This is a genomic window from Streptomyces lacaronensis, from assembly GCF_047337785.1.
GTDB lineage: Bacteria > Actinomycetota > Actinomycetes > Streptomycetales > Streptomycetaceae > Streptomyces > Streptomyces lycopersici.
Map to the genome: position 1 here is coordinate 1,465,294 of NZ_JBLHDK010000003.1, position 20,083 is coordinate 1,485,376.

The following is a 20,083-nucleotide window of genomic DNA, read 5'->3' on the forward strand; positions in this document are numbered from 1 at the left end:
TCACCCGAATGGCACCCACCCCGAAGGGACGCGCCACCTACCACCACGGCGACCTGGCCGCCGCGCTGGTGCAGACGACCCTGGAGATCGTCGACGAGGTCGGAGTGCGCGGCTTCTCCGTGGCGGAGGCCGCGCGCCGCACCTGTGTGAGCCCCGGTGCGCCGTACCGCCACTTCGCCGACCGTGACGCGCTGCTCGCGGCCGCCGCCCTGGAGGTCTCGCGGCGGCTGCGGGCCATCTACCTGGACACGGTGGCCGACGTCGGGTCCGCCCAGGAGCGGCTGGCGACGGTGGCGGGCACCTTCGTGCGCGCGGCGGCCCGCTACCGCGGCGGGCTGGACATCCTCTTCGCGCCGGGGCTGCGGGCCACCCATCCGGAGCTACGGGACAGCAGCAGGGAGTTCGTGGATCTGCTGCTGCCGAGCGCCTTCGAGGTGGTCGCCCCGGACGAGGCCGCGGCGACGGCGGTGGCGCTGCTCGACGCCCTGCACGCGCTCGCCCGCGGCTATGTCGCCCAATTGCTGGAAGGGAAGTTCGGCGATCCGGATGACGTGGCCGGAGAGGTCGCCATCCGGGCGACCCGGGCCGCGAGGGCGCTGGTGGCGGGCTACGGCGTGCCGTCCGGGCCGGTCGGCGAGGAGGGCCGGGACCGCTGACGGAGGGGCAGAATTTCCCGTTCCGCTTCACGTTCTTCGTTCGGCGCGCATACCGTCGATGCGGAACGGATCGGAGGAACAGATGTCCCTGAAATCCGGTAAGGGCGTCCACCGGGCGCCTTCGCGTCTGCGCTCGCCCCACGCCATCGGCGGACTGGGAGTGGCGGTCACCGCCGCCGTCCTCGCCACCCTCGTACCGGCCACGGCCTCGACGACCGACCCCGACCCCGACGCCGGCAACGGCCCGGCCCCCGCGGCGTCCGTCCCGCACCCCGAGCGGGACTGGATGGGCTCGACCATCGCCCGCCATGAGAAGACCGACCCCGGCGCCACGCCCCGGGCCACCAGAGCGGCCTCGGTGGAGGGCGTGGACGTCAGCGACCACCAGGGGTCGGTCGACTGGGCGGCCCTGTGGGACGACAACGTACGATTCGCCTACGTGAAGGCCACCGAGAGCACGACGTACCAGAACCCCTCGTTCGCCTCGCAGTACAACGGCTCCTTCCAGCAGGGCATGGTCCGCGGCGCCTACCACTTCGCCCTGCCGGACCGTTCCAGCGGCACCCGTCAGGCGGACTTCTTCGTCGCCAATGGAGGCGACTGGTCGGACGACGGCAAGACGCTGCCGCCCGTCCTGGACCTCGAGTACAACCCGTACGGAGCAACCTGCTACGGCCTGACCGCCGCCCAGATCGTGAACTGGATCGGCGATTTCACCGCGCGGGTCAAGGAGCGCACCGGACGCCAGCCGGTGATCTACACGACCGCCGGCTGGTGGCAGACGTGCACCGGCGACAGCGCCGCCTTCGCCGACCGCAACCCGCTGTGGCTGGCGCGGTACGCGGCCACCCCCGGGCCGCTGCCGGCCGGCTGGAAGACCCACACCCTGTGGCAGTACACCTCGAGCGGGCCGCTGGTGGGTGACCACAACCGGTTCAACGGAAGCCTGGCGGGCCTCAAGGCGCTGGCCACGGGGTGAGGTGGCGGCGCTCAGCCGCCGAGCACCCCGCCGACCCCGCCGAGCACCCCGTCCAGGGTGTCGCCGACACCGTCCACCAGCCCGCCCACCAGGCCCTTGCCCTCGTGGCCACCCTGGCCGGGGGTCTGCGACGGCTGGCTGGGCTGCTGCGACGGGGTGGTCGGATCGGCACTCGGGGTCGTCTCGCTCGGCGAGGAGGGCGAGGAGGGCACCTGGTCGTTCCGCTGCGCGGGGGCGGTGGGCGCCATGGTGGGCGCGGCCTTGGAGGGGGCCGCGTCCGGGGTGGCCGGGGCGGCGTGCCGCGGCGTGCCGGCGCTCCGGTCCGAACCGCCGCCACCGGGGGTGGCGGCGTCGGTGTGGTCGGAGATCGGCTTCGGCTTCGTGGACTCGCTGGGCGAGACATGGCTCTGCGAGGGCGAGTGATCGGCGGTGGGCTCGACCTCGTCCGGCGCCTGCGCCTGCTGTGCGTTCACATCGGAGCGGGCCTCGACGGACTTGTCACCGCCGAGCGTCGAGTGGAGGCCGAAGGCTATGGTTCCGGCCACTCCGAGGGCGGTGGCCGCCTTGAGCGTCGTGGTACGCGCCTGCTGTGCGGCGGTCGGTCGGCTGTGTCGACCCATTTCGCTGGTCTCCCCGTTATGGCATGGGTTGGGTGGGGTGCCCCGGAAGCCCGATTCCCAGCGGAACTGATGTCCGACGCACACGTGTTACAGAGTAAAGAACGAGCCAGATGATAACCACCGTTCCCCGGTGCACGGCCACCCGTGCACCGGGGAACGTGTGTTCCTGGCTGGCGCGCGGCCTTAAGGATAGAAGTCGCGCGGACGGCCCTTGCCGTCCTTGAGCTTCCCGAGCAGGCTCGCCGGGTACTCGATGGCCCAGTAGCTCACCGCGGCGGCGGCCACGGCCACCACCAGCACGATGACCACGGCCAGCGGGAAGCCCGACTGGCCGTCGGGCGGCAGCAGCCCCGCGTTGTACAGGCCGAGCATGATCGGCTCATGCCAGACGAAGAGGCTGTAGCTGGCGAGGCCGACACCGGTGAGCCAGCGGGCCGTGAGCCATGAGTGCCACCGCCCCTGCCGCCGAACGTGGATGGTGCTGTACAGCAGCAGCATCCACAGCAGGGCGGACAGCGGATGGTAGAAGGTGGTGGGAAAGTCCTCCGCCTCCGTACCGGAGTAGGACAGCATGTACAGCCCCACGAGGGCGGCCGCCCGCAGCGGGATCGCCACCTTCGCGTCCAGCCGTCCGCGGTCGCCGAGGGCGATCATCGCCACGGCAAGGCCCATGCCCGCGGCGAACCCGCCGAAGCGGGCCTGCGGTCCGAAGTACACCGGCCATTCGGTGTGCGGGATGTCCAGCCCGTAGCGGGCGACCGCGATCCAGAGAAACGGCCCGATGTACAGCACGGCACAGCCCACCGCGCACACCGCCACCCGGGAGGCCCTCCGGCGCAGCGGACGGCAGGCGCGGACGGCCAGCGGACCGAGCGCCACCAGTGCCACATAGAACATGATTTCCAGCGACAACGACCAGGTGGGGCCGATGGTGTAGAAGATCTGCTCCTGGTCGAAGACCTGGGTGAAGGTGAGATGGTGCAGCAGATCGGACCACTCGCCGGGCAGGGTGGGGTTGCGGGTGGCCCAGATGAACGTCACCGCCAGGAAGTACAGCGGGACGATCCGGATGGCCCGCCGGAAGAGGAACACCCGGCCGGGCCGGGTCGAGCCCCCCTCGATCGCCGCCCGTGCGTAGGACAGCGTCAGCAGATACGCGGAGAGCACGAAGAAGAGGTCGATGACCTCCAGCGACACCAGAGCGTTCGCGTACCGGTTGGGCACCGGTGAGTGGGCGCCGTCCCGGTCGTAGGTGTAGTACTGCTGCCAGACGTGGAAGACGACGGTGAGGAGCGCCGCCACTCCCCGCAGGCCCTGGATCTCCTGGCTCATCCGGTTCCGCGAGGGCGCGCTCCTGGCGGGCGTGCCGTTGACCGCCCGGGGCGCGGTGGTGGACGCGATGGCCGTGGACACCGTGCTCATGTCCGCTTCACCGCCTTGTCACCGGGGCGCGGGGTGACCCGCCACTGGCGGTCCCGCAGCACCTCCTTGAGGAGCGACTGCCGGGCCACGATGTTCTTGAAGTGGCTGTAGAAGACGGTGGACACCAGCAGATACCGCCAGAACCACGCCTTGCGGCGGCGCAGTTCGGGCACCGCGAGCCGCCACGCGAACAGCGCCTGCACCAGCCCGGCGGACAGTGTGAACAGGGTGGCCAGCAGGCAGACCGGCACCGCCCAGTCGAGATGGTCCACTCCCCCGGCCCGCCACGCCGAGTACAGCAGCACGGGCAGGATCTGCAGGGTCAGCCACGGCTGGATCTCCCGCCACCCCAGCAGCACCAGCAGCCCCGCCTTCTGGCGGGTGGTGAAGGCCGGGGAACGCAAGCCCCGCCACAGATACTTCAGCGACACCTGGAGCCAGCCCTGGGCCCAGCGCGACCGCTGGTTCCACAGCGCCTTGAGGGTGGTGGGCGCCAGTTCACGCGAGATCAGCGTGCGGTCGGTGGCGATCCGCGCGCCCTCGTGCAGGGCGCGCATCGTGGAGTCGATGTCCTCGGTGAGCATCGTGCCGTGCATCCGGGTCCGGGCGAGCAGATCGGTGCGCCAGAAGCCGTTGGAGCCGCCGAAGACACCGAAGGTGTAGAGCCGGGTCCGGCCGGGGTGGCTGACGGCGTAGATGGCCTCGAACTCCACCCCCACCAGCTTGGAGACCCAGGAGCTCTCGCCGTTGCGGATCACGCAGTGGCCCTGGACCACGTCGTAGCCATTGGACAGCCAGTGCCAGGCGTGCTGGAAGGCGTCGGGCACCGGGTGGTGGTCCGCGTCGAAGATGCCGACGAACTCACCGCGCACCCGGGTGACCGCGGCGTTGACGTTCTGCGCCTTGGAGGTGCTGCCCGCCACCGGCATCAGCACCAGCCGCGGATCGCGGCGGGCCATCTCGCGCAGGGTCTCCTCGACGGGCATGGGGTGCGGCGTGTTGTACGCGAGCACGATCTCCAGCTCGTTGGGGTAGTCCAGGCGCAGGAACGACTCGATGGTGTCGACGATGGTCGCGGCCTCATTGGGCAGATACGCGGCGATGACGGCGCTGGCCGGAGGATACGGCTGCGCGGGCCGTTCGGGCCGGGGTTTGGCGTCGAGCGAGAAGAGGCACTCCAGCACGATCAGCGCGGCGGAGAGCACCAGGCCGGACACCACGACCCAGTACGCGGCCGAGCCGACGTCCCAGCCCAGTTCGTACATCTGCTGGTAGAAGACGAACGGTATGCCCACCCCGAAGAGGAGCACCAGGACGGGCGAGAGCGCCGACAGCAGGGTGCGGAGCGCGGTGGCGAGGGTACGGCGGCTGCGCCGGTGGGTGCCGCGCATCCACGCCGCGTACTTGACCGGCCGCAGATCCCGGTGGCGGATCGACTCCTCGACCGCGTTCCGGGCATTGGCGACGGCCTGCGCTCGGTCCGCGCAGTCGGCCAGCGGGGTCCATCCGATCGCCGGGGTCAGCCGCACGTTCTCATCGGCGACCACGAAGCGGGTCCCGGCCACGGCGTTGGCGAAGTTCTGCAGTTCGCGGCGCGCGGTGTCCTCGTCCACACCGGGCATCAGCATCAGCAGATGGCCTTCGTCGTCCCAGCCGAGCCGGTCGCAGACACCGCCCAGCTTCTCGGCCACTCCCGCGAGACGTTCGGCGACCTCACGGCGCACCCGCGGCCCCAGCCGGGCCTCGAGCGCGGCGATCTCGGCCACGCCCACCATGGCGACGACGCCACCGGTGCGGCTGTCGTCGACCCGCTTGAGCTCCCGGTCGAGCTCGCCCAGGAAGTGGGGCTGGGAGTACAGGCCGGTGCGCGGGTCGAGCAGCAGGTTCTCGACGGGGACCGGGACCCGGCGCAGCTTGGCCTCGATCCGGGCGGAGAGCTCGACGGGGTCGGAGGTCTCCGCCACGCAGTCGTCGGCGCCGCCACGCAGCATGTCGGCGACGCCGGTGGGGCCGGGGTCGGAGGTGACCATCAGCAGGGGGAGCGCCCGTCCCGCGGGGACGGCGCGGACCTCGCGTATCAGGTCAAGTCCGTCGTCGGCGTCGTCCAGGGCGACGATCGCGTCCGGCGGGGAGTGCCGCATCTGTCGGCTGACATCGCCGGGCTCCGCATGGCTCACCTCATGCCCGGTGGAAACGAGTGTCCGGGTCAGCCGGTCGAGCCTGGGGCCCGGTTCGCCAACCGCCAGCACATGCCCGCTCTGGCCCGTCACGCCGCCGCGAGCGGCGGGCACGGGTTGCTGGGGTTCGCGTGATCGTGGGTGGTGCGAAGTAAGCACCTCAGGGGTTCCTTTCGTGGGGGGTGCGTCACCGAACGGGCCGTGGGCACGCCGACGCTCCGGCCGGGGTCATGAGAGACCACGTGGCCATGACAGACCACATGACCGGGCAGACCACGTGGTCATGACAGACCGCATGGCCATGGCAGACCACGTGGCCCGCAGGCATGTGCACAGGTGCAGGCGCCTACGGGCAGGCCGGATGACGGCGTCGCCGGGAAGACCGGGGCGATCCGCCGTTCGGTGAGTGGTGAGAGGCGGCTACGCCGCTACCGTGGCCGATCCGCGCGGGGAGAGGTGAGATCTCCGGCGGGGTCTCGGACAGACGGGCACGACGGCGGCGGGAATCACGCGGACGTGCTCCAGTGAATTGCGCATTAGGTCCCATCCTGTTCGGATCGTGGGGGGCGGACCGAACATCACCAGTGCGGGGCGACCGATCTTTTGGGCTGACCGGTCGGAATCCCCAGTCTCATCGATCACTACGGAACCACACAACACATCGAAGTAACACTCTCATTAACCGATGAGAGAGTTCCGTTCGCCTACCGATCAACCCCGGCCATGCCCAACTCCCCCGCGTCAGCGGTGTGTCGGAGCCCTGTCGGTACCGCGTCGGCGGCTCGTCGGCGCGTCATCGGCCCGGCGTCGGTGCCGTGTCGGTGCCGTGTCGGTGGCTCCGGCCAGTCTTTTTCGAGGCACCACATTCGGTGGTTGAATTCGGAAGGGACAACACCATGCGGAATGCACGGGTTCTGATTTCCGGGGCCAGTATCGCCGGGCCCGCGCTCGCCTACTGGCTGGATCGTTATGGCTTCCAGGTCACCGTCGTGGAGCGCGCCGCGCGGCCGCGCCCGGGCGGGCAGGCGATCGACGTACGGGGCCCGGCGCTCGAGGTGTGCGAGCGGATGGGCGTACTGGAGGAGGTCCGGGCGCGCCGCACCGGGCTGCGTGGCATGTCGATGGTCGACGACGACGGAAAGGAGCTGTTCAGCACCACCGAGCGGACCGCGAGTGGCGGGGATCTCAACAGCTCCGACATCGAGATCCTGCGGGACGATCTGTCCTCGGTGCTGATGGCCGCGGGCGGCGAGGGGATCGAGTATCTCTTCAACGATTCGATCGTCTCGCTCGTCCAGGGGCCCGACGAGGTGGCGGTCACCTTCCACCGGAGTGGTGCGCGCGCCTTCGACATCGTGGTGGCGGCCGAAGGGGTGCACTCCTCCACCCGGGCGCTGGTCTTCGGCCCGGAGGAGGACTTCCTCCGCCATCTGGGGGGCTATCTGGGCGTGTGGACGGTGCCGAACTATCTGGGCCTCGACCGCTGGGAGGTCATCTACCAGATGGCCGGGGACGTCTGGGGCGGCATGATGATGAGTGTCCGCGACAACACCGAGGCCCGGGTCTACATCGGCATCGACTCCGAGGAACCGCCCGCCACGCTCCTCGGCTCCCGGTCCGTCTCGGAGCAGAAGCAGCTGGTGGCCGAGCGGTACCGGCACGCGCGCTGGGAGATGCCACGGCTGCTGGAGTACATGTGGGGGGCGCCGGACTTCCACTTCGACGCGGCGGCCCAGATCCACATGGACTCCTGGTCCCGTGGCCGGGTGGCCCTGGTCGGCGACGCCGGCTACTGCGGCTCGCCGGCGTCCGGGCAGAGCACCAGCGTGGCCGTGGTCGGCGCCTATGTCCTGGCGGGCGAGCTCAGGGCCGCGGGCGGCGACCACACCGCGGCCTTCGCCGCCTACGAGCGCGAGCTGCGGGGCTATGTGGCGGCCAACCAGCAGCTCGCGCTGGACAACATGGCCCGGAAGGGGGCGCGGGAGTCGTCGGCCGGGCAGGAGCCCGACACCAACCCGACCAATATCGACGACAGCTTCTACGAGGTGGTCAACTCCTACACCCTCAAGGACTACTGACCCGGCCCGGCTGCCGTGGCCGGGTCAGCGGCCGTGGCCGGGCTAGGACACCACGTCCTTGCGGCCGAAGCCGCGGAAGGCGAACGCGATGAGCACCAGGGCATACGCGACGGACACCGAGACGCCCTTCACCATTCCGCCCCACTCCAGGTGGGGCTGGAGTGCGTCCGCCCACGCGAACTGCCAGTGCGCGGGCAGGAAGTCGCGCCACGAGCCGAGCGCGGTGACCGCGTCCAGCACATTGCCCACGATGGTGAGCCCCACCGCGCCGCCCACCGCGCCCAGCGGCGCGTCCGTGACGGTCGAGAGCCAGAACGCCAGAGCGGCCGTGACCAGCTGGGACAGGAAGATGTACAGCACTACCAGGGCCAGCCGGACAAGGGCGTCCCCGACCGGCAGCTCACCGCCCGTGGGCATCCGCAGCGGCCCCCAGCCGTACGCCACGGTGCCCACCGCGAGCGCGACCAGCGGCAGCAGCACCATGGCGGCCGCGCTGAAGACCAGGGCCACCGTCAGCTTGCTCACCAGCAGCCGGGCCCGGGGCACGGGCGCGGCCAGCAGATAGCGCAGCGAGGACCAGCTGGCCTCGGAGGCCACGGTGTCGCCGCAGAACAGCGCGACCGGCACCACCAGCAGAAAGGCGGCCGAGACAAACAGCGCGGTGGCGGCGAGGTTGGCGCCGGAGGCGGTGGCCGTGGTCATCAGGGTGACCCGGTTCTCCCGCCCCTCTGGGGTGCCGCCGATGGCGAACGCGATCACGAGGACGAACGGCAGCAGGGCCAGCACCAGGCCCATCACCAGGGTCCGGCGACGGCGCAGCTGCCGTACGGCCTCGACCCGCAGCGGCAGGGTGTGGCCGGCCCGGTAGCCGGGCGCGACCTCGGTGACCTGGGACAGGGAGCTCACGCGGATCCTCCTCCAATCAGCGTCAAGAAGGCGTCTTCCAGGCGCCGGTTGGGCCCGAAGCTGGTCACCGGGACCTCCAGCCGCACCAGCTCGGCGAGCAGCCGCGCCGGGGTGATCCCGTCGAGCTGGACGAGCAGTCCGTCGGCGGTGCGACCGGCGGAGGCGACCCCGGGCAGCGCGCCCACCTTGTCCATCAGGGCCTCGCTCAGCTCGCCGTCGTGGCCCACCAGCACACTGCCGCCGTTGCCGGTGATCTCGCCGACCGGGCCCGCCTGGATCAGCCGGCCGCGGTCCATCACGACCAGATGGGTGCAGGACTGCTCGACCTCCGCCAGGAGATGGCTGGAAACAATCACCGTACGCCCCGCGGCGGCGTACCGGATCATCACCTCGCGCATCTCACGGATCTGCGGCGGGTCGAGGCCGTTGGTCGGTTCATCGAGGATCAGCAGATCGGGCAGGCCCAGCATGGCCTGGGCGATGGCCAGCCGCTGCCGCATGCCCTGGGAGTAGGTGCGCACGGCGCGCTCCAGCGCGCTGCCCAGGCCCGCGATCTCCAGGGCCTCCTCGATATGGGCGTCGGCGGCGGGGCGGCCGGTGGCCCGCCAGTACAGCTCGAGGTTGGCGCTGCCGGTCAGATGCGGCAGGAACCCCGCCCCCTCGACGAAGGCGCCGACGCGGGAGAGCACGGGCGCGCCGGGCCTGATGGCCTGGCCGAAGACCCGGATCTCGCCGTCGTCGGGGGCGATGAGCCCCATCAGCATCCGCAAGGTGGTGGTCTTGCCCGCGCCGTTGGGCCCGAGGAGCCCGAGCACCTGCCCCTTCTCGACGCGGAAGGACAGATCGCGCACCGCGTAGCGGTCGGCGGACTTGGCGTAGCGCTTGCTCAGACCGGTGATCTGCAGGGGCACGTCGGCCAGTTCGGGGTCCGGCGGCGGAGTGGCCGTACGCCGCCTGCCGGTCAGCAGCAGCGCGAGCGCCACCACGGCCGCGCCGAGCGGCAGCCCCCACACCCATGCGGGCAGCGGGGCGGGCTGGGTGTGCACCCCGGGGGCGGTGGGCACCGTCAGACCGCCGTCCGCGAGCCCGACCGTGTAGGTGGCGGGCTCGTCCGGGGAGGCGTAGCCGAGGTCGGTGGAGGCGAGCACGAGCCGCAGCCGGTGGCCCGCGATGAGCTCGTGGTCCACGGCGGGCAGCCGCACGGTGACCGTACGGCCCTGCTTGGCGCCGTTGACGCGCAGCGGCGCGACCAGCTGCTCGGGCAGCACCTGCTGTCCGTCCGGTCCCACGTCGTAGACCTTGGCGAAGAGCACGGCGTCGTCCGTGTCGGCCTTGACCCGCACCTTCACCTCGGGCGATCCGGTGATCCGCAGGGGCCGGTCCAGCGGCTCCGAGTCGAACCGGGCGAACTGGCCGGGGATGTCGAGGGAGAGGCCGACGCCGAGCGAGGACGCCTGGGACAGCCCGGCGATACCCGGCACGGTGGAGATGGAGGGCGGCCCCGCCCCGGGCGGGTTGGCGAACGACTGCTCGCGTCCGCGCAGTGCCACCTTCCGGCCGCCGTCGCCGAGGCCGGGGTAGCGGTCGCCGGTGGCGCCGCGCAGCTGGACCGCTCCGTTGGTGGTGTCGATGCCGCCGGTGCGGCTGACCCGGAAGGCGGGTCCGGTGTCGGTGCCCTTGTCGCCCTTGAGGTAGCGGTCGAACCAGGCGTCGGTGCGGGCCGCCACCCGCGAGGTCTCGCGGTCGCCGCCGTCATGTCCGCCGGCCGTCCAGTCGACGGCGACCGGCGCCCCGTTGGCCCGGATCGCCTTCGCCATGGCGTCGGCGTGACCGAGCGGGAAGAGGGAGTCGGCCTGCCCCTGGAGGATCAGCGTGGGGACCTTGATCCGGTCGGCGACGGCGGACGGGCTGCGGGCCTCGAGCAGCCGGCGGGCGGCGGCGTCGGGCGTTCCGGCGACCGCGACCCGCTCGTACATCTCGCAGAGCTGCTTCTCGAAGCGACCGCAGCCCTGGCCCCGGTCCGTCCTGGCCTCTTCACCGCCGTTCGTGTCTCCCGGGTCCGCCTGGGCTCCTTGGCCCGTCCCGCCGCCTCCGCCGCCCTGACCTCCTGGGCCCATCCCCCCGCCTGAGCCTCCCGCGCCGCTCGTGTCGCCCTGGCCGCCCTGGCCACCGGTGAGGTCGGCCGAGCCGGTGGTGAAGAACAGCCCGGCCCAGAGCTTCTTGTAGACGCCGTTCGGGAACAGCGCGTCGGCGAGGTTCCAGTAGGTGATCTCGGGCGCGATGGCGTCCACCCGGCGGTCGTATCCGGCGGCGAGCAGGGAGATCGCCCCGCCGTAGGAGGCACCCGCGACACCGACCCGGGGGTCGCCCTGGCGGTCGAGCCGCACCTCGGGACGTTTCGCCAGCCAGTCGATCAGCCGCCGGACATCGGCCACCTCGTGGTCCGGGTCATTGAGCCCGATCTTCCCCGTGGATCTGCCGAAGCCACGCGCCGACCAGGTCAGCACGGCGTATCCGTCGCGGGCGAGCTCCTCGGCGTGGTCGCGTACGTCCTCCTTGCTGCCGCCGAAGCCATGGCCGAGCAGGACCGCGGGCCTGCGGCCGGTGCCGGCGGTGAAGTACGAGGTGTCGATGCGCGCGCCCGGCATGTCCAGCACGCGGTCCTGGCGGTGCACGGCCGGCCGGTCGCCGGAGGCGGCGACCGCCCAGGTGCCGGCGCCCGCGAGGAGGACCGCGGCGGCCACGGCGGCGACCAGGCGCCGGCCCCGGGGCCGGGTCTTTCGGAGATCCATGTCTGAACCCTAAGAGGAGGAGGCAAACGCCGCGGCTGACACCAGACGGATTCTCGTCCACTCCCCGGGGAGTACCCGGACACCGTCCGTACACCCGGCGCGGTATGCCCCCGACCTTGGCACCCGGGCTTTTGGATCAGTCGGACGATGCTCCATAGGATGCGCCGGTGATCATAAAGAAACGTCTGGCGACAGGCGCGTTGGGGCTGCTCGCGGCCCTCGCCTGCGGCCTGATATCCCCTCCCGCCGCCATGGCCGGCGAACCGGCTCCCGATTCCCCCAAGGTCGAGCTGGTACTCGATGTCAGCGGCTCCATGCGGGCCCGCGACGTCGACGGCGACACCCGGATGGCGGCAGCGAAGCAGGCGTTCAACGAGGTGTTGGACGCCACACCCGAAGAGGTGCGGCTGGGCATCCGCACCCTCGGCGCCAATTACCCCGGCAAGGACCGTAAGGCCGGCTGCCAGGACAGCGAGCGGCTCTACCCGGTGGGCCAGGTGGACCGCACCGAGGCCAAGGCGGCCGTCGCCACGCTGCGCCCCACCGGCTGGACGCCCATCGGGCTCGCGCTGCGCGGCGCGTCCAAGGACCTCTCCGGCGGCGAGGGGACCCGCCGGATCGTGCTGATCACGGACGGCGAGGACTCCTGCGGTCTGCCGGACCCCTGTGATGTGGCCCGGGAACTGGCCGCCCAGGGAACCCACCTGGTCGTCGACACGCTCGGGCTGACGCTGGACCGCAAGGTCCGCGAGCAGCTCAGCTGTATCGCCGAGGCCACCGGTGGCACGTATACGGCGATCCAGCACCGGGACCAGCTCTCCAGCCGTATCAAGCAGTTGGTCCGGCGCTCCGCCGACACGCCCGTGGAGACGCCCACGCCGGTGCGGGGCGCCGCACAGTGCGCGAAGGCCCCGTATCTGGGCTCCGGCCTCTACAGCGACCGGGAGAGCTTCGGGGAACACCGCTGGTACCGGATGCGGGTGGCGCCCGGTCAGGAGCTGCGGGCATCGGCGAGCGTGGCCGTGGACCGCGCCGTCGACCCGGACTACGGCGTGCTGGTGCGGGCGGTGACGCCCGGCGGCCGGGAGCTGGTGCGCGGCAGCGAGGCGGGCAGCGGCCGTACGGACGTCATCTCCAGCGGGCTGCGCTATCCGGTCGCCGATGTGGACGACGACGGGGACGAGACGGCGCGGACGGTGTGCGTGGAGCTGAGCCAGTCGTTCTCCGCGCCCGCCTCCGTCAAGCGCGCTCCGGGCCTTCCGGTGGAGCTCGCCGTCGATGTGGTGGACAACGACGATCCGCCCGCCGACGTGGCCGCCTTCGGCCTGGGCCGCGGCTGGGTGCTGCTGGGCGTGCTCACCGTCGGCGGGCTGCTCGTGGGGTTGCTGTGGGGCTGGCTGGCCCGCTGGCGTGTCACCGTCTGGAGGTCCAACTGATGCGAGCCCTGCGTACCCTGGGCGCCGCGCTCACCCTGTGCGCCGCCGCCTGGCTGACCGCCGCCGCACCGGCCGCCGCGGACGGCACGGACGGCAAGAGCGGCACGGAGGCGCCCACCGAGGCGGGGACGAGCTTCCGCACCGCCACCGAGCTCAAGCCCGGTCAGCAGGCCACCGCGGCGGCCTCCACCGGCGACTATCTGTACTGGGTGTTCCCGGCCGCCGCCGGGCAGGTCCCCGAGGTCGAGGCGGAGCTGAAACTGCCCGACGCCTCGAGCCGCCATGGCAGCGCCACCTGGCAGCTGGATGTCTACGACGGTCTGCGCCGCCATCAGCCGTGCGCCTCGGGCACTCCGGCGCGCCGGGCGGCCCAGCAGGACCGGACGGTCACCGTGAGCTGCACCCTGCGCCAGGCGCGGTCCTGGTCCGAGCGCTGGGCCAACGACCCTCTGCAGGGCGCGTATTACGTGCGGCTCACCGTCGTCGATCTGCCCGCCGAGGACCTCGGGCTGCCGATCGACGCCGAGGTCGAGGCGTCCGTACGGGACGCGGGCGGGGCGCGTGCCGACGGCGGGGACATGACGCCGCTCAATCCGGTGCTGCGGGCCGGAACGGCCCCGGGGACGGACTCCGAGCCGCCGGACGACAACACGGCCTCGGATTCCCCGGACGACAAGGGCAGGGACATTCCGCACGCGGTCGCCGAGCCGGAGGACGGCTGGGGCTCCGGATGGTGGTCGGACCGATGGGTGTGGACCGTGATCGGCGCGGCGCTGGCGGCGCTCGCCGGGGTGGGCGGCTACACCCTCACCCGGGGGCCGCGCTCTCCGGGCCGCCCGCCCATCGGTCCCGGATCCGACATCTGACCCGATGTCCGGAATCGGCGCGGGGTCCGCACGACGATCGTGCGGGCCCCGCGCCGCATCGGGCCCCGGCGGCCCGGCCTCTCAGGAAGCTCTCGGGAAGCCGCCCGGACGCTCAGGAATAGTCCTTGCCCATGAGCTGTCCAAAGTCTTCGGGATCCGCGTCGAATCCACGAATAGCGCTCTGAATTCCCCATTCCCCCGCGTCGTCCCGGGTGAATACCGCGACCGTGGCGGAAGTGGCTTCTGAGACACCGGTGAAGTCACTCGTCATGAGTTCGGTGTACCCGTTGAGAATCCGGACACTGGTGTTCGGAACATCCCCGAACGTCTTCCGTCCCGAACCCTGCTGGATGGTTATCCCGACGACCACCCGGGCGTATTCGGACGACAGCCGTTCGAGCTCGAGGGTCATGGACTCGTCGGTGCCAAGGCCCTGACCGGTGCGGCTGTCCCTGTTGAGGTTGATGGTGCCGTCCGGTGAGCGGCTGTCGAAGTGGACGAGGTACGCGGGCGCACCGTAGGGATCGGCGGCGCGGTACGTCCCGGCCACGATGTCGAGATCATGGGGCGGCTCACCGAGGGGGCTCGGATCCCACTTGAGCGCCACCTCGATTTTCTGAAGCCCCTTGTTGAGACCAGTCACCCGGACTTCCCTTCCCTCGAACCATGCGGATTTGAATGCGCGTGGCGTCAAGCCTATCGCGGGCAGGGCGAGTTGAGGATTTCTCCACAGCCGGGTGCGGAGCCCCGCCGAGGGGTCTCTACTATGGGCCTCCGTACTAACGGCGGAAGGAAGCGTCCATGCGACGGTTGGGGGAGCTCGAGGCGGAGATCATGGACCGTCTCTGGGCTTGGCAGCGTCCCACGACGGTGCGGGAGATCGTGGACGACATCAACGAGCACCGCCCGGTCGCCTATACCACGGTGATGACCGTCGCCTCCATCCTCTACAACAAGGGCTGGCTGCTGCGCGCCAAGGAGGGCCGGGCGTGGGTGTACTCACCGGTCCGCAGCCGCGAGGAGTACACCGCGGCGCTGATGGAGGACGCCCTCGGCACCAGCGAGGACCGCTCGGCCGCCCTCACCCACTTCGTCGAGCAGATGGGCCCCGAGGAGGTCAGCGCGCTGCGCAAGGCCCTGCGGACCGCGGGGCGGCGGACCAGGGCGTGACGGCCGCCCTCACCCTGGCCTGCTACGCCGCCGTGGTCGGCTCAGCGGCCCCGAAGGCGATGGCGCGCAGCGCCTGGCCGCATCGCGCACCCGCCTTGGCGGTTGCCGTTTGGCATGGGTTGGTCCTGTCGTTCACCATCGCGCTCGCTCTGACCACTTATCACCTCGTCACCCCAACTTGGTATCTTCATAGCGGAATGTCCGGCTTGCTCCGCTTCTGTGGGTTGACGCTGAACGCCCGGATCCCCGGCACGGGCCCGATCGGCGTTCCGGCCATCGCCGTACCGGCCTCGGTGGCGTTGGTTCCGCTCGTCTGCTTCGGCCATGAGGTGCTGCGGGCCCGGCGCGTCCGCGCCCGCCACCGGGGCGTTCTGGACATGGCCGGCCGGCGCTCGGCGCGGTTGCGCGCCACCGTGCTGGACCATGGCACGCCCGCGGCGTACTGCCTGCCCGGCCGCAGGCCGCGGATCGTCGTGAGCGCGGGCGCGCTGCGGCTGCTCTCCCCCGCGCAGCTGGAATCCGTACTGGAGCATGAGCGCGCGCATATCGCGGGCCGCCACCATCTGGCGCTGGCGGCCACGGAGGCGTTCGCCCGGGTGTTCCGGTGGCTGCCGCTGGCGCTCGAGGCCAGGGCGCAGACGCCGCTCCTGCTGGAGATGGCCGCGGACGACCGCGCACTCCGCCGCCATCCGCGCCAGGCGCTCGTCTCCGCTCTGTACACGATGGCGGCGGGCCACGCTCCCCATGCCCCCGGCGGAGCCTTCACCGTCGGCGGACCGGGCGCCGCGGTCCGGCTGCGGCGGATGCTGGACGCCCGGCGGCGTCCGCATCCGGCGCTGTGCGGCCTGGCGGCGGCGGTCGCGGTGGGCTTACCGCTGCTGCCACCTCTACTGGGCTGCGCCCCCGGGATGTAGCACTCCGGGCACGACCCGGGGCCCGCCCCGAACCACGCGGCCCGCCCCGGACCACGCGGAGGGACCGCGGGACCCGGGCCCGAGCCTTCGCGCTCCCGTGGCGATGCCCTCGCCCTTCCCGCCACAGCCGGCGAGCGGCGGCCCTCCGGCGGCGACGGCGCCCACGAGCGCGAGACGGCGGTGGAGCGGCCGACGCGGGACATGCGTGAATGCGGTCATGTCGATATACCTCTTTTTGCCAAGTGTTGACTGTTCCATTGGGCGTACCGGCGCTTCAGGCGCGGTTCGGCCTATATCCGCAGAACAGACAGGGCAGTGAGGTCGGGGCCGGGCGAGCGAGGATCGGGCCGCGCGACGACGGGCGCCGCCAGGGGAAGCCGCAGCGGCGGATCGCTCCGGCGGGTGAGCACGGCGTGCGGGAGCGGCCCGCCGCGGCCCGGAGCCGGTGACGGCCGTACCGCCGCCGTGATCGGCGCCGTACGCCCCGGGATCGCCGTCGTACGCCGCAGGGTCGCCGCTGTACGCCGCGGGGCGCATCTCACCGGGCGGATGGCGCGCCGAGTGGGCCATGCCCGAGCCGGAGCCGCCGTCGGATGGCCCAGGGTGTGCATGGCGAAGACCCCGAGCGCGAGCACGACGACGAAAGTCCCCGGAGCCGCTCAGCCTTCCCGCATCGCCAGCCTGGCCAGCATGTTCTTCGCGTCATCGGCGACCTGGGCATCCGCGACCACCTCGTAGCGCGCGGCCACGATCTGGCTCCGCGACGAGAAATCGCGCCGCCCTCCGGTCATGGCGTGCCCGACGAAACCGAAGATCGCCCCGAATACCGCGCCGTAGACCAGACCGCTCACCAGCAGCACGATCACGTTGTGGGCGCCCGCCGCGAACACGGACAGCAGCAGCCCGATCAGCAGCCCGAACCACGCCCCCGTACCGGCACCGCGAGCGCCGCACGACCCCTGGTCAGCCGCCCGAGCACGGTCTCGACCATCCGGAGGTCCGAGCCGATGATCGCCGTGTGCTCCACCGGGAACTTGTTGTCGGCCAGGAAGTCGACCGCGCGCTGGGCACCGGCGTAGGTCGGGTACGAGCCGACGACCGTACGGTCGACCACCTCCGACGGCGGTTGCTGGGTCATCGCTGACTCCCTCCGTCAAGGAGAGCGTGCGCCCGCGCCTGCCCCCTCGCAACGGGAGAGGCGCGAGGAAGGGCGGAGAAACCCGCCGAGGGTCCGCGCAGCCGGATATCCGGAACGGCCACCGCGGCTCTCCGTGGAACGTTTTCCCGGCACTCTTCGCCCCGCAATTCCCACCCGGCCCGACACCCCGCGATTCCCGGAAGCCTCCGGTTCCTTTCCGCCGAGCGGAAAGAAACCGGAGGCGCGACGGACCTTACGGGTATCAGCCGCAGGCGGCGCGGTCGGTGTGGTCGGTGCGGATGAGGGAGCGCACCATCCGGCAGGTGGTGTCGGACGGCGGATGCACCCCGATCCGGGCGGCCGTGGTGCGTATCTTGCGGTTGGACGCCTGCTCGGGGCGGTAGACACCGGAGTTGAGCAGCGCGATGGCCAGCCGCATGGCCTTCAGACGGCGGTTGTGGGACTCGTACCACTCACGCGGGCGCCCGGCCGGCATCCGCTTCTTCGGCAGGGTCGGAAAGGTCGGAAGATCCTGAAGAGGGGGTCCGGCAACGGCCATCGGCAACCTCCTGAGTTGGTCGGGAAACCTTCCCTTCAACTCCCTCCATTCTACGGCCGGGTACTGACAAAGGCCCCTGGTCAGACCCCGTTCCAAGGCACTTTCGCGGTACCGTGTGCGGCATGGAGATCTGGATCAATCCGGCATGCTCGAAGTGCCGTAGCGCGCTCACCCTGCTCGACGCGGAGGGCGCCGGTTACACCGTGCGCCGTTATCTCGAGGACGTACCGAGCCAGGACGAGATCCGCGCGGCGCTCGACCGGCTCGGGCTGGAGCCATGGGACATCACCCGGACCCAGGAGGCGGCCGCGAAGGAGCTGGGTCTGAAGGACTGGCCGCGTGAGGAGAGCGCACGGGACCGCTGGATCGCGGCGCTCGCCGAGCACCCCAAGCTGATCCAGCGGCCCATCATCACGGCGGACGACGGTTCGGCGGTGGTGGGGCGCACCGAGGAGGCGGTGCGGGAGGCGCTGTCCCGGTCCCGCGGCTGACCTCAGGGCCAGGCCAGGGGAGCACGGAAACGCCCCGGGGCCCCGTGTCGTACACGGGGCCCCGGGGCGTACGTGGTGCTCGGTACCCCGGGCCGGGCCGACTCAGCGGCTCCGCGGTGCGGCCTGCTGCGGGCGCAGCAGGAACCGCTGCGTCTTACCGCTGGAGGTCTTCGGCAGCTCGGCCACGAAGTGCACCTGCCGCGGATAGGCGTGCTTGGCGTACCGCTCCCTGACCAGCTGCTGCAGCTCGGCCGCGAGCGCGTCGCCCGCCTCGATCCCCGGGCGCGGAACGACGAACGCCTCCACGACCTCGCCGTACTCCTCGTCCGGTACGCCGACCACAGCGGCCTCCGCCACCGCGGCGTGCTCCAGCAGCACGGTCTCCACCTCGAAGGGGCCGATGCGGTAACCCGCCATCAGGATGATGTCGTCGCCGCGTCCGGAGAAGAACAGATGGCCCTCCTCGTCGCGGGCGGCGGTGTCACCGGTGTAGAACCAGCGCCCGTCGGGGCTGAACTTCTCGGCGGTCTGCTCGGCGGCGTCACGGTAGCCCTTGAACCACATCAGCGGGCTGTCGGCGATGTCCACCACGACCCGTCCGGGGATGTCCACGCGGGCCGGCGCGGAGTTGGTGTCCTCGCGCAGCACCTTCACGCTCCAGCCGGGCAGCGGACGGCCCATGGAGCCGGGCTTGATCTCTTCGCGCAGGTCCGGGTGCCAGGCATGGGCGACCACCATGCCCAGCTCGGTCGAGCCGTAGTGGTCCCGCACGGGGACGCCGAGCGTCTCGAGCGCCCAGTCGACGACGTCCGGGGGCAGCGGTTCGCCCGCCGCGGAGCAGCAGCGCAGCCGCAGATCGGCGGGGGCGGGGACGCCGGAGGCACGCAGCTTGCGGTAGACGGTGGGCCCGGCGGCGAAGTTGGTGACACCGAAGCGGGAGAGCACCTCCCAGGTGGACTCCGCGGAGAACAGGCCGTTCAGCAGCAGTCCGCGCTGCCCGAGGGCGAGGGGCCCGATGAGCGCGTAGTACAGGCCATACGCCCAGCCCGGGTCGGCGGCGTTCCAGAAGACGTCGGTGGGCCGGTGGTCCAGGCCGAACTGCTGGTACATGGCGAAGCCCGCGACCGCCCGCAGCGGGATCGGGACGGCCTTCGGCGTGCCCGCGGTGCCCGAGGTGAACAGTTCCACGATGAGCCCGTCGCCGCCCACGGCCACCGGCTCGGACAGCGGGTCGTGCCCCTCGGCCAGCTCCGCGAAGGACAGATCGGCCCCGGTGACCGGCCCGGTGGTGACGATCCGCCAGGGGCGCTCGCCGGGGAAGCCCGACTCCGGGTCCAGCTTGGGGCGTTGGTCGGCGTCGGTGATCACGACCTTGGTGTCATTGCCCGTGATCCGCAGCGCGATGGCCGGTGAGGCGAACGCGGTGAACAACGGCACCTGGACGGCCCCGAGCCGCCAGATCGCAAGGCTCGCGACCAGCAATTCGGCGGATTTGCCCATCAAGGTGGCGACGCGGTCACCCACTCCGACTCCCAGGGAGGCCAGGGCACCGGCCATGCGCGAGGAACGGTCACCAAGCTCCCCGTACGTCATGTCATGACCGGTCATGTCCTTGCCCACCACAGTGAACGCGACGGCGTCGTCCGGGTGCCTGTCGCACAGCAGGTACGCGGTGTTCGCCGCAGGCTCACCGAAGGTCTTGAGCAGGTCAGCCATGCGCTGTTCCGGGCTGGTCAAGAGGGCTCCTAGTGCTGGTATCCACGAGTGGCGCCGGACCGGAGGGCCGCTGCCCGGCTTCGGGCGAGCGCGGACGCACCTCGGGGGCGCGAGCGCACCTCGCCTTCCGGGGCGGGCTGTTCCCGGGTTCTGCTGACGAACT

The 20,083-nt window shown here is 71.5% G+C and carries 18 protein-coding genes; 8 read left to right on the forward strand and 10 right to left on the reverse strand.

Annotation, left to right across the window (positions count from 1 at the left end; translation table 11 throughout):
* Positions 1–8 precede the first annotated feature (8 nt).
* Both ACMTAK_RS06895 and ACMTAK_RS06900 read left to right on the forward strand, forming a co-directional pair.
* Positions 9–656, forward strand: coding sequence for a TetR/AcrR family transcriptional regulator (locus tag ACMTAK_RS06895; RefSeq protein ID WP_413805344.1), 648 nt, complete (start codon positions 9–11; stop codon positions 654–656).
* An 82-nt stretch (positions 657–738) separates the two neighbouring features.
* Entirely contained in the window at positions 739–1,635 is an 897-nt protein-coding gene (locus tag ACMTAK_RS06900; RefSeq protein ID WP_413805345.1) for a lysozyme, read from the forward strand.
* Between the two features lie 11 nt (positions 1,636–1,646).
* Here the strand turns inward: ACMTAK_RS06900 and ACMTAK_RS06905 are convergent, their stop codons facing one another.
* The 3 genes from ACMTAK_RS06905 to ACMTAK_RS06915 all read right to left on the reverse strand — a co-directional run bounded on the left by ACMTAK_RS06905 (position 1,647) and on the right by ACMTAK_RS06915 (position 5,968).
* Positions 1,647–2,255 carry an extensin gene (locus ACMTAK_RS06905; protein ID WP_413805346.1) on the reverse strand — a complete coding sequence of 203 codons (609 nt, stop codon included), beginning with the start codon at positions 2,253–2,255 and terminating at the stop codon, positions 1,647–1,649.
* Between the two features lie 183 nt (positions 2,256–2,438).
* Complete coding sequence (locus ACMTAK_RS06910; RefSeq protein ID WP_413805347.1) at positions 2,439–3,677, reverse strand: acyltransferase family protein; 1,239 nt, start codon at positions 3,675–3,677, stop codon at positions 2,439–2,441.
* The gene (locus ACMTAK_RS06915) at positions 3,674–5,968 is read right to left on the reverse strand and encodes a glycosyltransferase (protein ID WP_413805348.1); all 2,295 of its coding nucleotides are present in this window, start codon (positions 5,966–5,968) and stop codon (positions 3,674–3,676) included. Before ACMTAK_RS06915 ends, ACMTAK_RS06910 begins: the two co-directional genes overlap by 4 nt.
* A gap of 782 nt (positions 5,969–6,750) precedes the next feature.
* Here ACMTAK_RS06915 and ACMTAK_RS06920 point away from each other — a divergent pair.
* On the forward strand, positions 6,751–7,932 hold the full coding sequence (locus tag ACMTAK_RS06920) for an FAD-dependent monooxygenase (protein ID WP_413805349.1): 1,182 nt from the start codon (positions 6,751–6,753) through the stop codon (positions 7,930–7,932).
* 42 nt (positions 7,933–7,974) lie between these two features.
* Here ACMTAK_RS06920 and ACMTAK_RS06925 read toward each other — a convergent pair whose 3' ends face one another.
* Both ACMTAK_RS06925 and ACMTAK_RS06930 read right to left on the reverse strand, forming a co-directional pair.
* Positions 7,975–8,829 (reverse strand): ABC transporter permease, encoded by an 855-nt coding sequence (locus ACMTAK_RS06925; protein ID WP_413812815.1) that lies wholly within the window; start codon positions 8,827–8,829, stop codon positions 7,975–7,977.
* Positions 8,830–8,834: 5 nt separating this feature from the next.
* Positions 8,835–11,630 (reverse strand): alpha/beta fold hydrolase, encoded by a 2,796-nt coding sequence (locus ACMTAK_RS06930; protein ID WP_413805350.1) that lies wholly within the window; start codon positions 11,628–11,630, stop codon positions 8,835–8,837.
* 167 nt (positions 11,631–11,797) lie between these two features.
* Between ACMTAK_RS06930 and ACMTAK_RS06935 the strand changes: the two genes are divergently transcribed.
* Both ACMTAK_RS06935 and ACMTAK_RS06940 read left to right on the forward strand, forming a co-directional pair.
* Positions 11,798–13,066: a VWA domain-containing protein gene (locus tag ACMTAK_RS06935; RefSeq protein WP_413805351.1), complete on the forward strand. Its 1,269-nt coding sequence runs from the start codon at positions 11,798–11,800 to the stop codon at positions 13,064–13,066.
* Positions 13,066–13,932 carry a hypothetical protein gene (locus ACMTAK_RS06940; RefSeq protein WP_413805352.1) on the forward strand — a complete coding sequence of 289 codons (867 nt, stop codon included), beginning with the start codon at positions 13,066–13,068 and terminating at the stop codon, positions 13,930–13,932. Before ACMTAK_RS06935 ends, ACMTAK_RS06940 begins: the two co-directional genes overlap by 1 nt.
* Positions 13,933–14,044: 112 nt before the next feature.
* Here ACMTAK_RS06940 and ACMTAK_RS06945 read toward each other — a convergent pair whose 3' ends face one another.
* Complete coding sequence (locus ACMTAK_RS06945; protein ID WP_413805353.1) at positions 14,045–14,626, reverse strand: TerD family protein; 582 nt, start codon at positions 14,624–14,626, stop codon at positions 14,045–14,047.
* A gap of 107 nt (positions 14,627–14,733) precedes the next feature.
* Here ACMTAK_RS06945 and ACMTAK_RS06950 point away from each other — a divergent pair, with 107 nt between their 5' ends.
* Both ACMTAK_RS06950 and ACMTAK_RS06955 read left to right on the forward strand, forming a co-directional pair.
* Complete coding sequence (locus tag ACMTAK_RS06950; RefSeq protein ID WP_413805354.1) at positions 14,734–15,102, forward strand: BlaI/MecI/CopY family transcriptional regulator; 369 nt, start codon at positions 14,734–14,736, stop codon at positions 15,100–15,102.
* Positions 15,103–15,299: 197 nt separating this feature from the next.
* Positions 15,300–16,016 (forward strand): M56 family metallopeptidase, encoded by a 717-nt coding sequence (locus tag ACMTAK_RS06955; RefSeq protein WP_413805355.1) that lies wholly within the window; start codon positions 15,300–15,302, stop codon positions 16,014–16,016.
* A 659-nt stretch (positions 16,017–16,675) separates the two neighbouring features.
* Here ACMTAK_RS06955 and ACMTAK_RS06960 read toward each other — a convergent pair.
* The 3 genes from ACMTAK_RS06960 to ACMTAK_RS06970 form a co-directional block, all read right to left on the reverse strand.
* Positions 16,676–16,906, reverse strand: coding sequence for a hypothetical protein (locus ACMTAK_RS06960; RefSeq protein ID WP_413805356.1), 231 nt, complete (start codon positions 16,904–16,906; stop codon positions 16,676–16,678).
* A gap of 17 nt (positions 16,907–16,923) precedes the next feature.
* Entirely contained in the window at positions 16,924–17,154 is a 231-nt protein-coding gene (locus ACMTAK_RS06965) for a YflT domain-containing protein (RefSeq protein ID WP_413805357.1), read from the reverse strand.
* Positions 17,155–17,416: 262 nt separating this feature from the next.
* A complete protein-coding gene (locus tag ACMTAK_RS06970; RefSeq protein WP_413805358.1) occupies positions 17,417–17,713 on the reverse strand; it encodes a hypothetical protein in 297 nt (98 codons plus the stop codon).
* Positions 17,714–17,835: 122 nt separating this feature from the next.
* On the opposite strand from ACMTAK_RS06970, the gene ACMTAK_RS06975 reads away from it, so the two are divergent.
* Positions 17,836–18,204, forward strand: a complete 369-nt coding sequence (locus ACMTAK_RS06975; RefSeq protein WP_044567769.1) for an arsenate reductase family protein — start codon at positions 17,836–17,838, stop codon at positions 18,202–18,204.
* 102 nt (positions 18,205–18,306) lie between these two features.
* Here ACMTAK_RS06975 and ACMTAK_RS06980 read toward each other — a convergent pair whose 3' ends face one another.
* Positions 18,307–19,941, reverse strand: a complete 1,635-nt coding sequence (locus ACMTAK_RS06980) for an AMP-binding protein (RefSeq protein ID WP_413805359.1) — start codon at positions 19,939–19,941, stop codon at positions 18,307–18,309.
* Between the last annotated feature and the right edge of the window lie 142 nt (positions 19,942–20,083).

Bases quoted from the DNA above. Each gene is read 5' to 3' on its own strand.
- ACMTAK_RS06900 (WP_413805345.1), top strand. From the start codon at position 739: ATGTCCCTGAAATCCGGTAAGGGCGTCCACCGGGCGCCTTCGCGTCTG.
- ACMTAK_RS06920 (WP_413805349.1), top strand. From the start codon at position 6,751: ATGCGGAATGCACGGGTTCTGATTTCCGGGGCCAGTATCGCCGGGCCC.
- ACMTAK_RS06970 (WP_413805358.1), bottom strand. From the start codon at position 17,713: ATGGCCGTTGCCGGACCCCCTCTTCAGGATCTTCCGACCTTTCCGACC.
- ACMTAK_RS06940 (WP_413805352.1), top strand. From the start codon at position 13,066: ATGCGAGCCCTGCGTACCCTGGGCGCCGCGCTCACCCTGTGCGCCGCC.
- ACMTAK_RS06950 (WP_413805354.1), top strand. From the start codon at position 14,734: ATGCGACGGTTGGGGGAGCTCGAGGCGGAGATCATGGACCGTCTCTGG.
- ACMTAK_RS06910 (WP_413805347.1), bottom strand. From the start codon at position 3,677: ATGAGCACGGTGTCCACGGCCATCGCGTCCACCACCGCGCCCCGGGCG.
- ACMTAK_RS06965 (WP_413805357.1), bottom strand. From the start codon at position 17,154: ATGACCCAGCAACCGCCGTCGGAGGTGGTCGACCGTACGGTCGTCGGC.
- ACMTAK_RS06895 (WP_413805344.1), top strand. From the start codon at position 9: ATGGCACCCACCCCGAAGGGACGCGCCACCTACCACCACGGCGACCTG.
- ACMTAK_RS06905 (WP_413805346.1), bottom strand. From the start codon at position 2,255: ATGGGTCGACACAGCCGACCGACCGCCGCACAGCAGGCGCGTACCACG.
- ACMTAK_RS06955 (WP_413805355.1), top strand. From the start codon at position 15,300: ATGTCCGGCTTGCTCCGCTTCTGTGGGTTGACGCTGAACGCCCGGATC.
- ACMTAK_RS06975 (WP_044567769.1), top strand. From the start codon at position 17,836: ATGGAGATCTGGATCAATCCGGCATGCTCGAAGTGCCGTAGCGCGCTC.
- ACMTAK_RS06930 (WP_413805350.1), bottom strand. From the start codon at position 11,630: ATGGATCTCCGAAAGACCCGGCCCCGGGGCCGGCGCCTGGTCGCCGCC.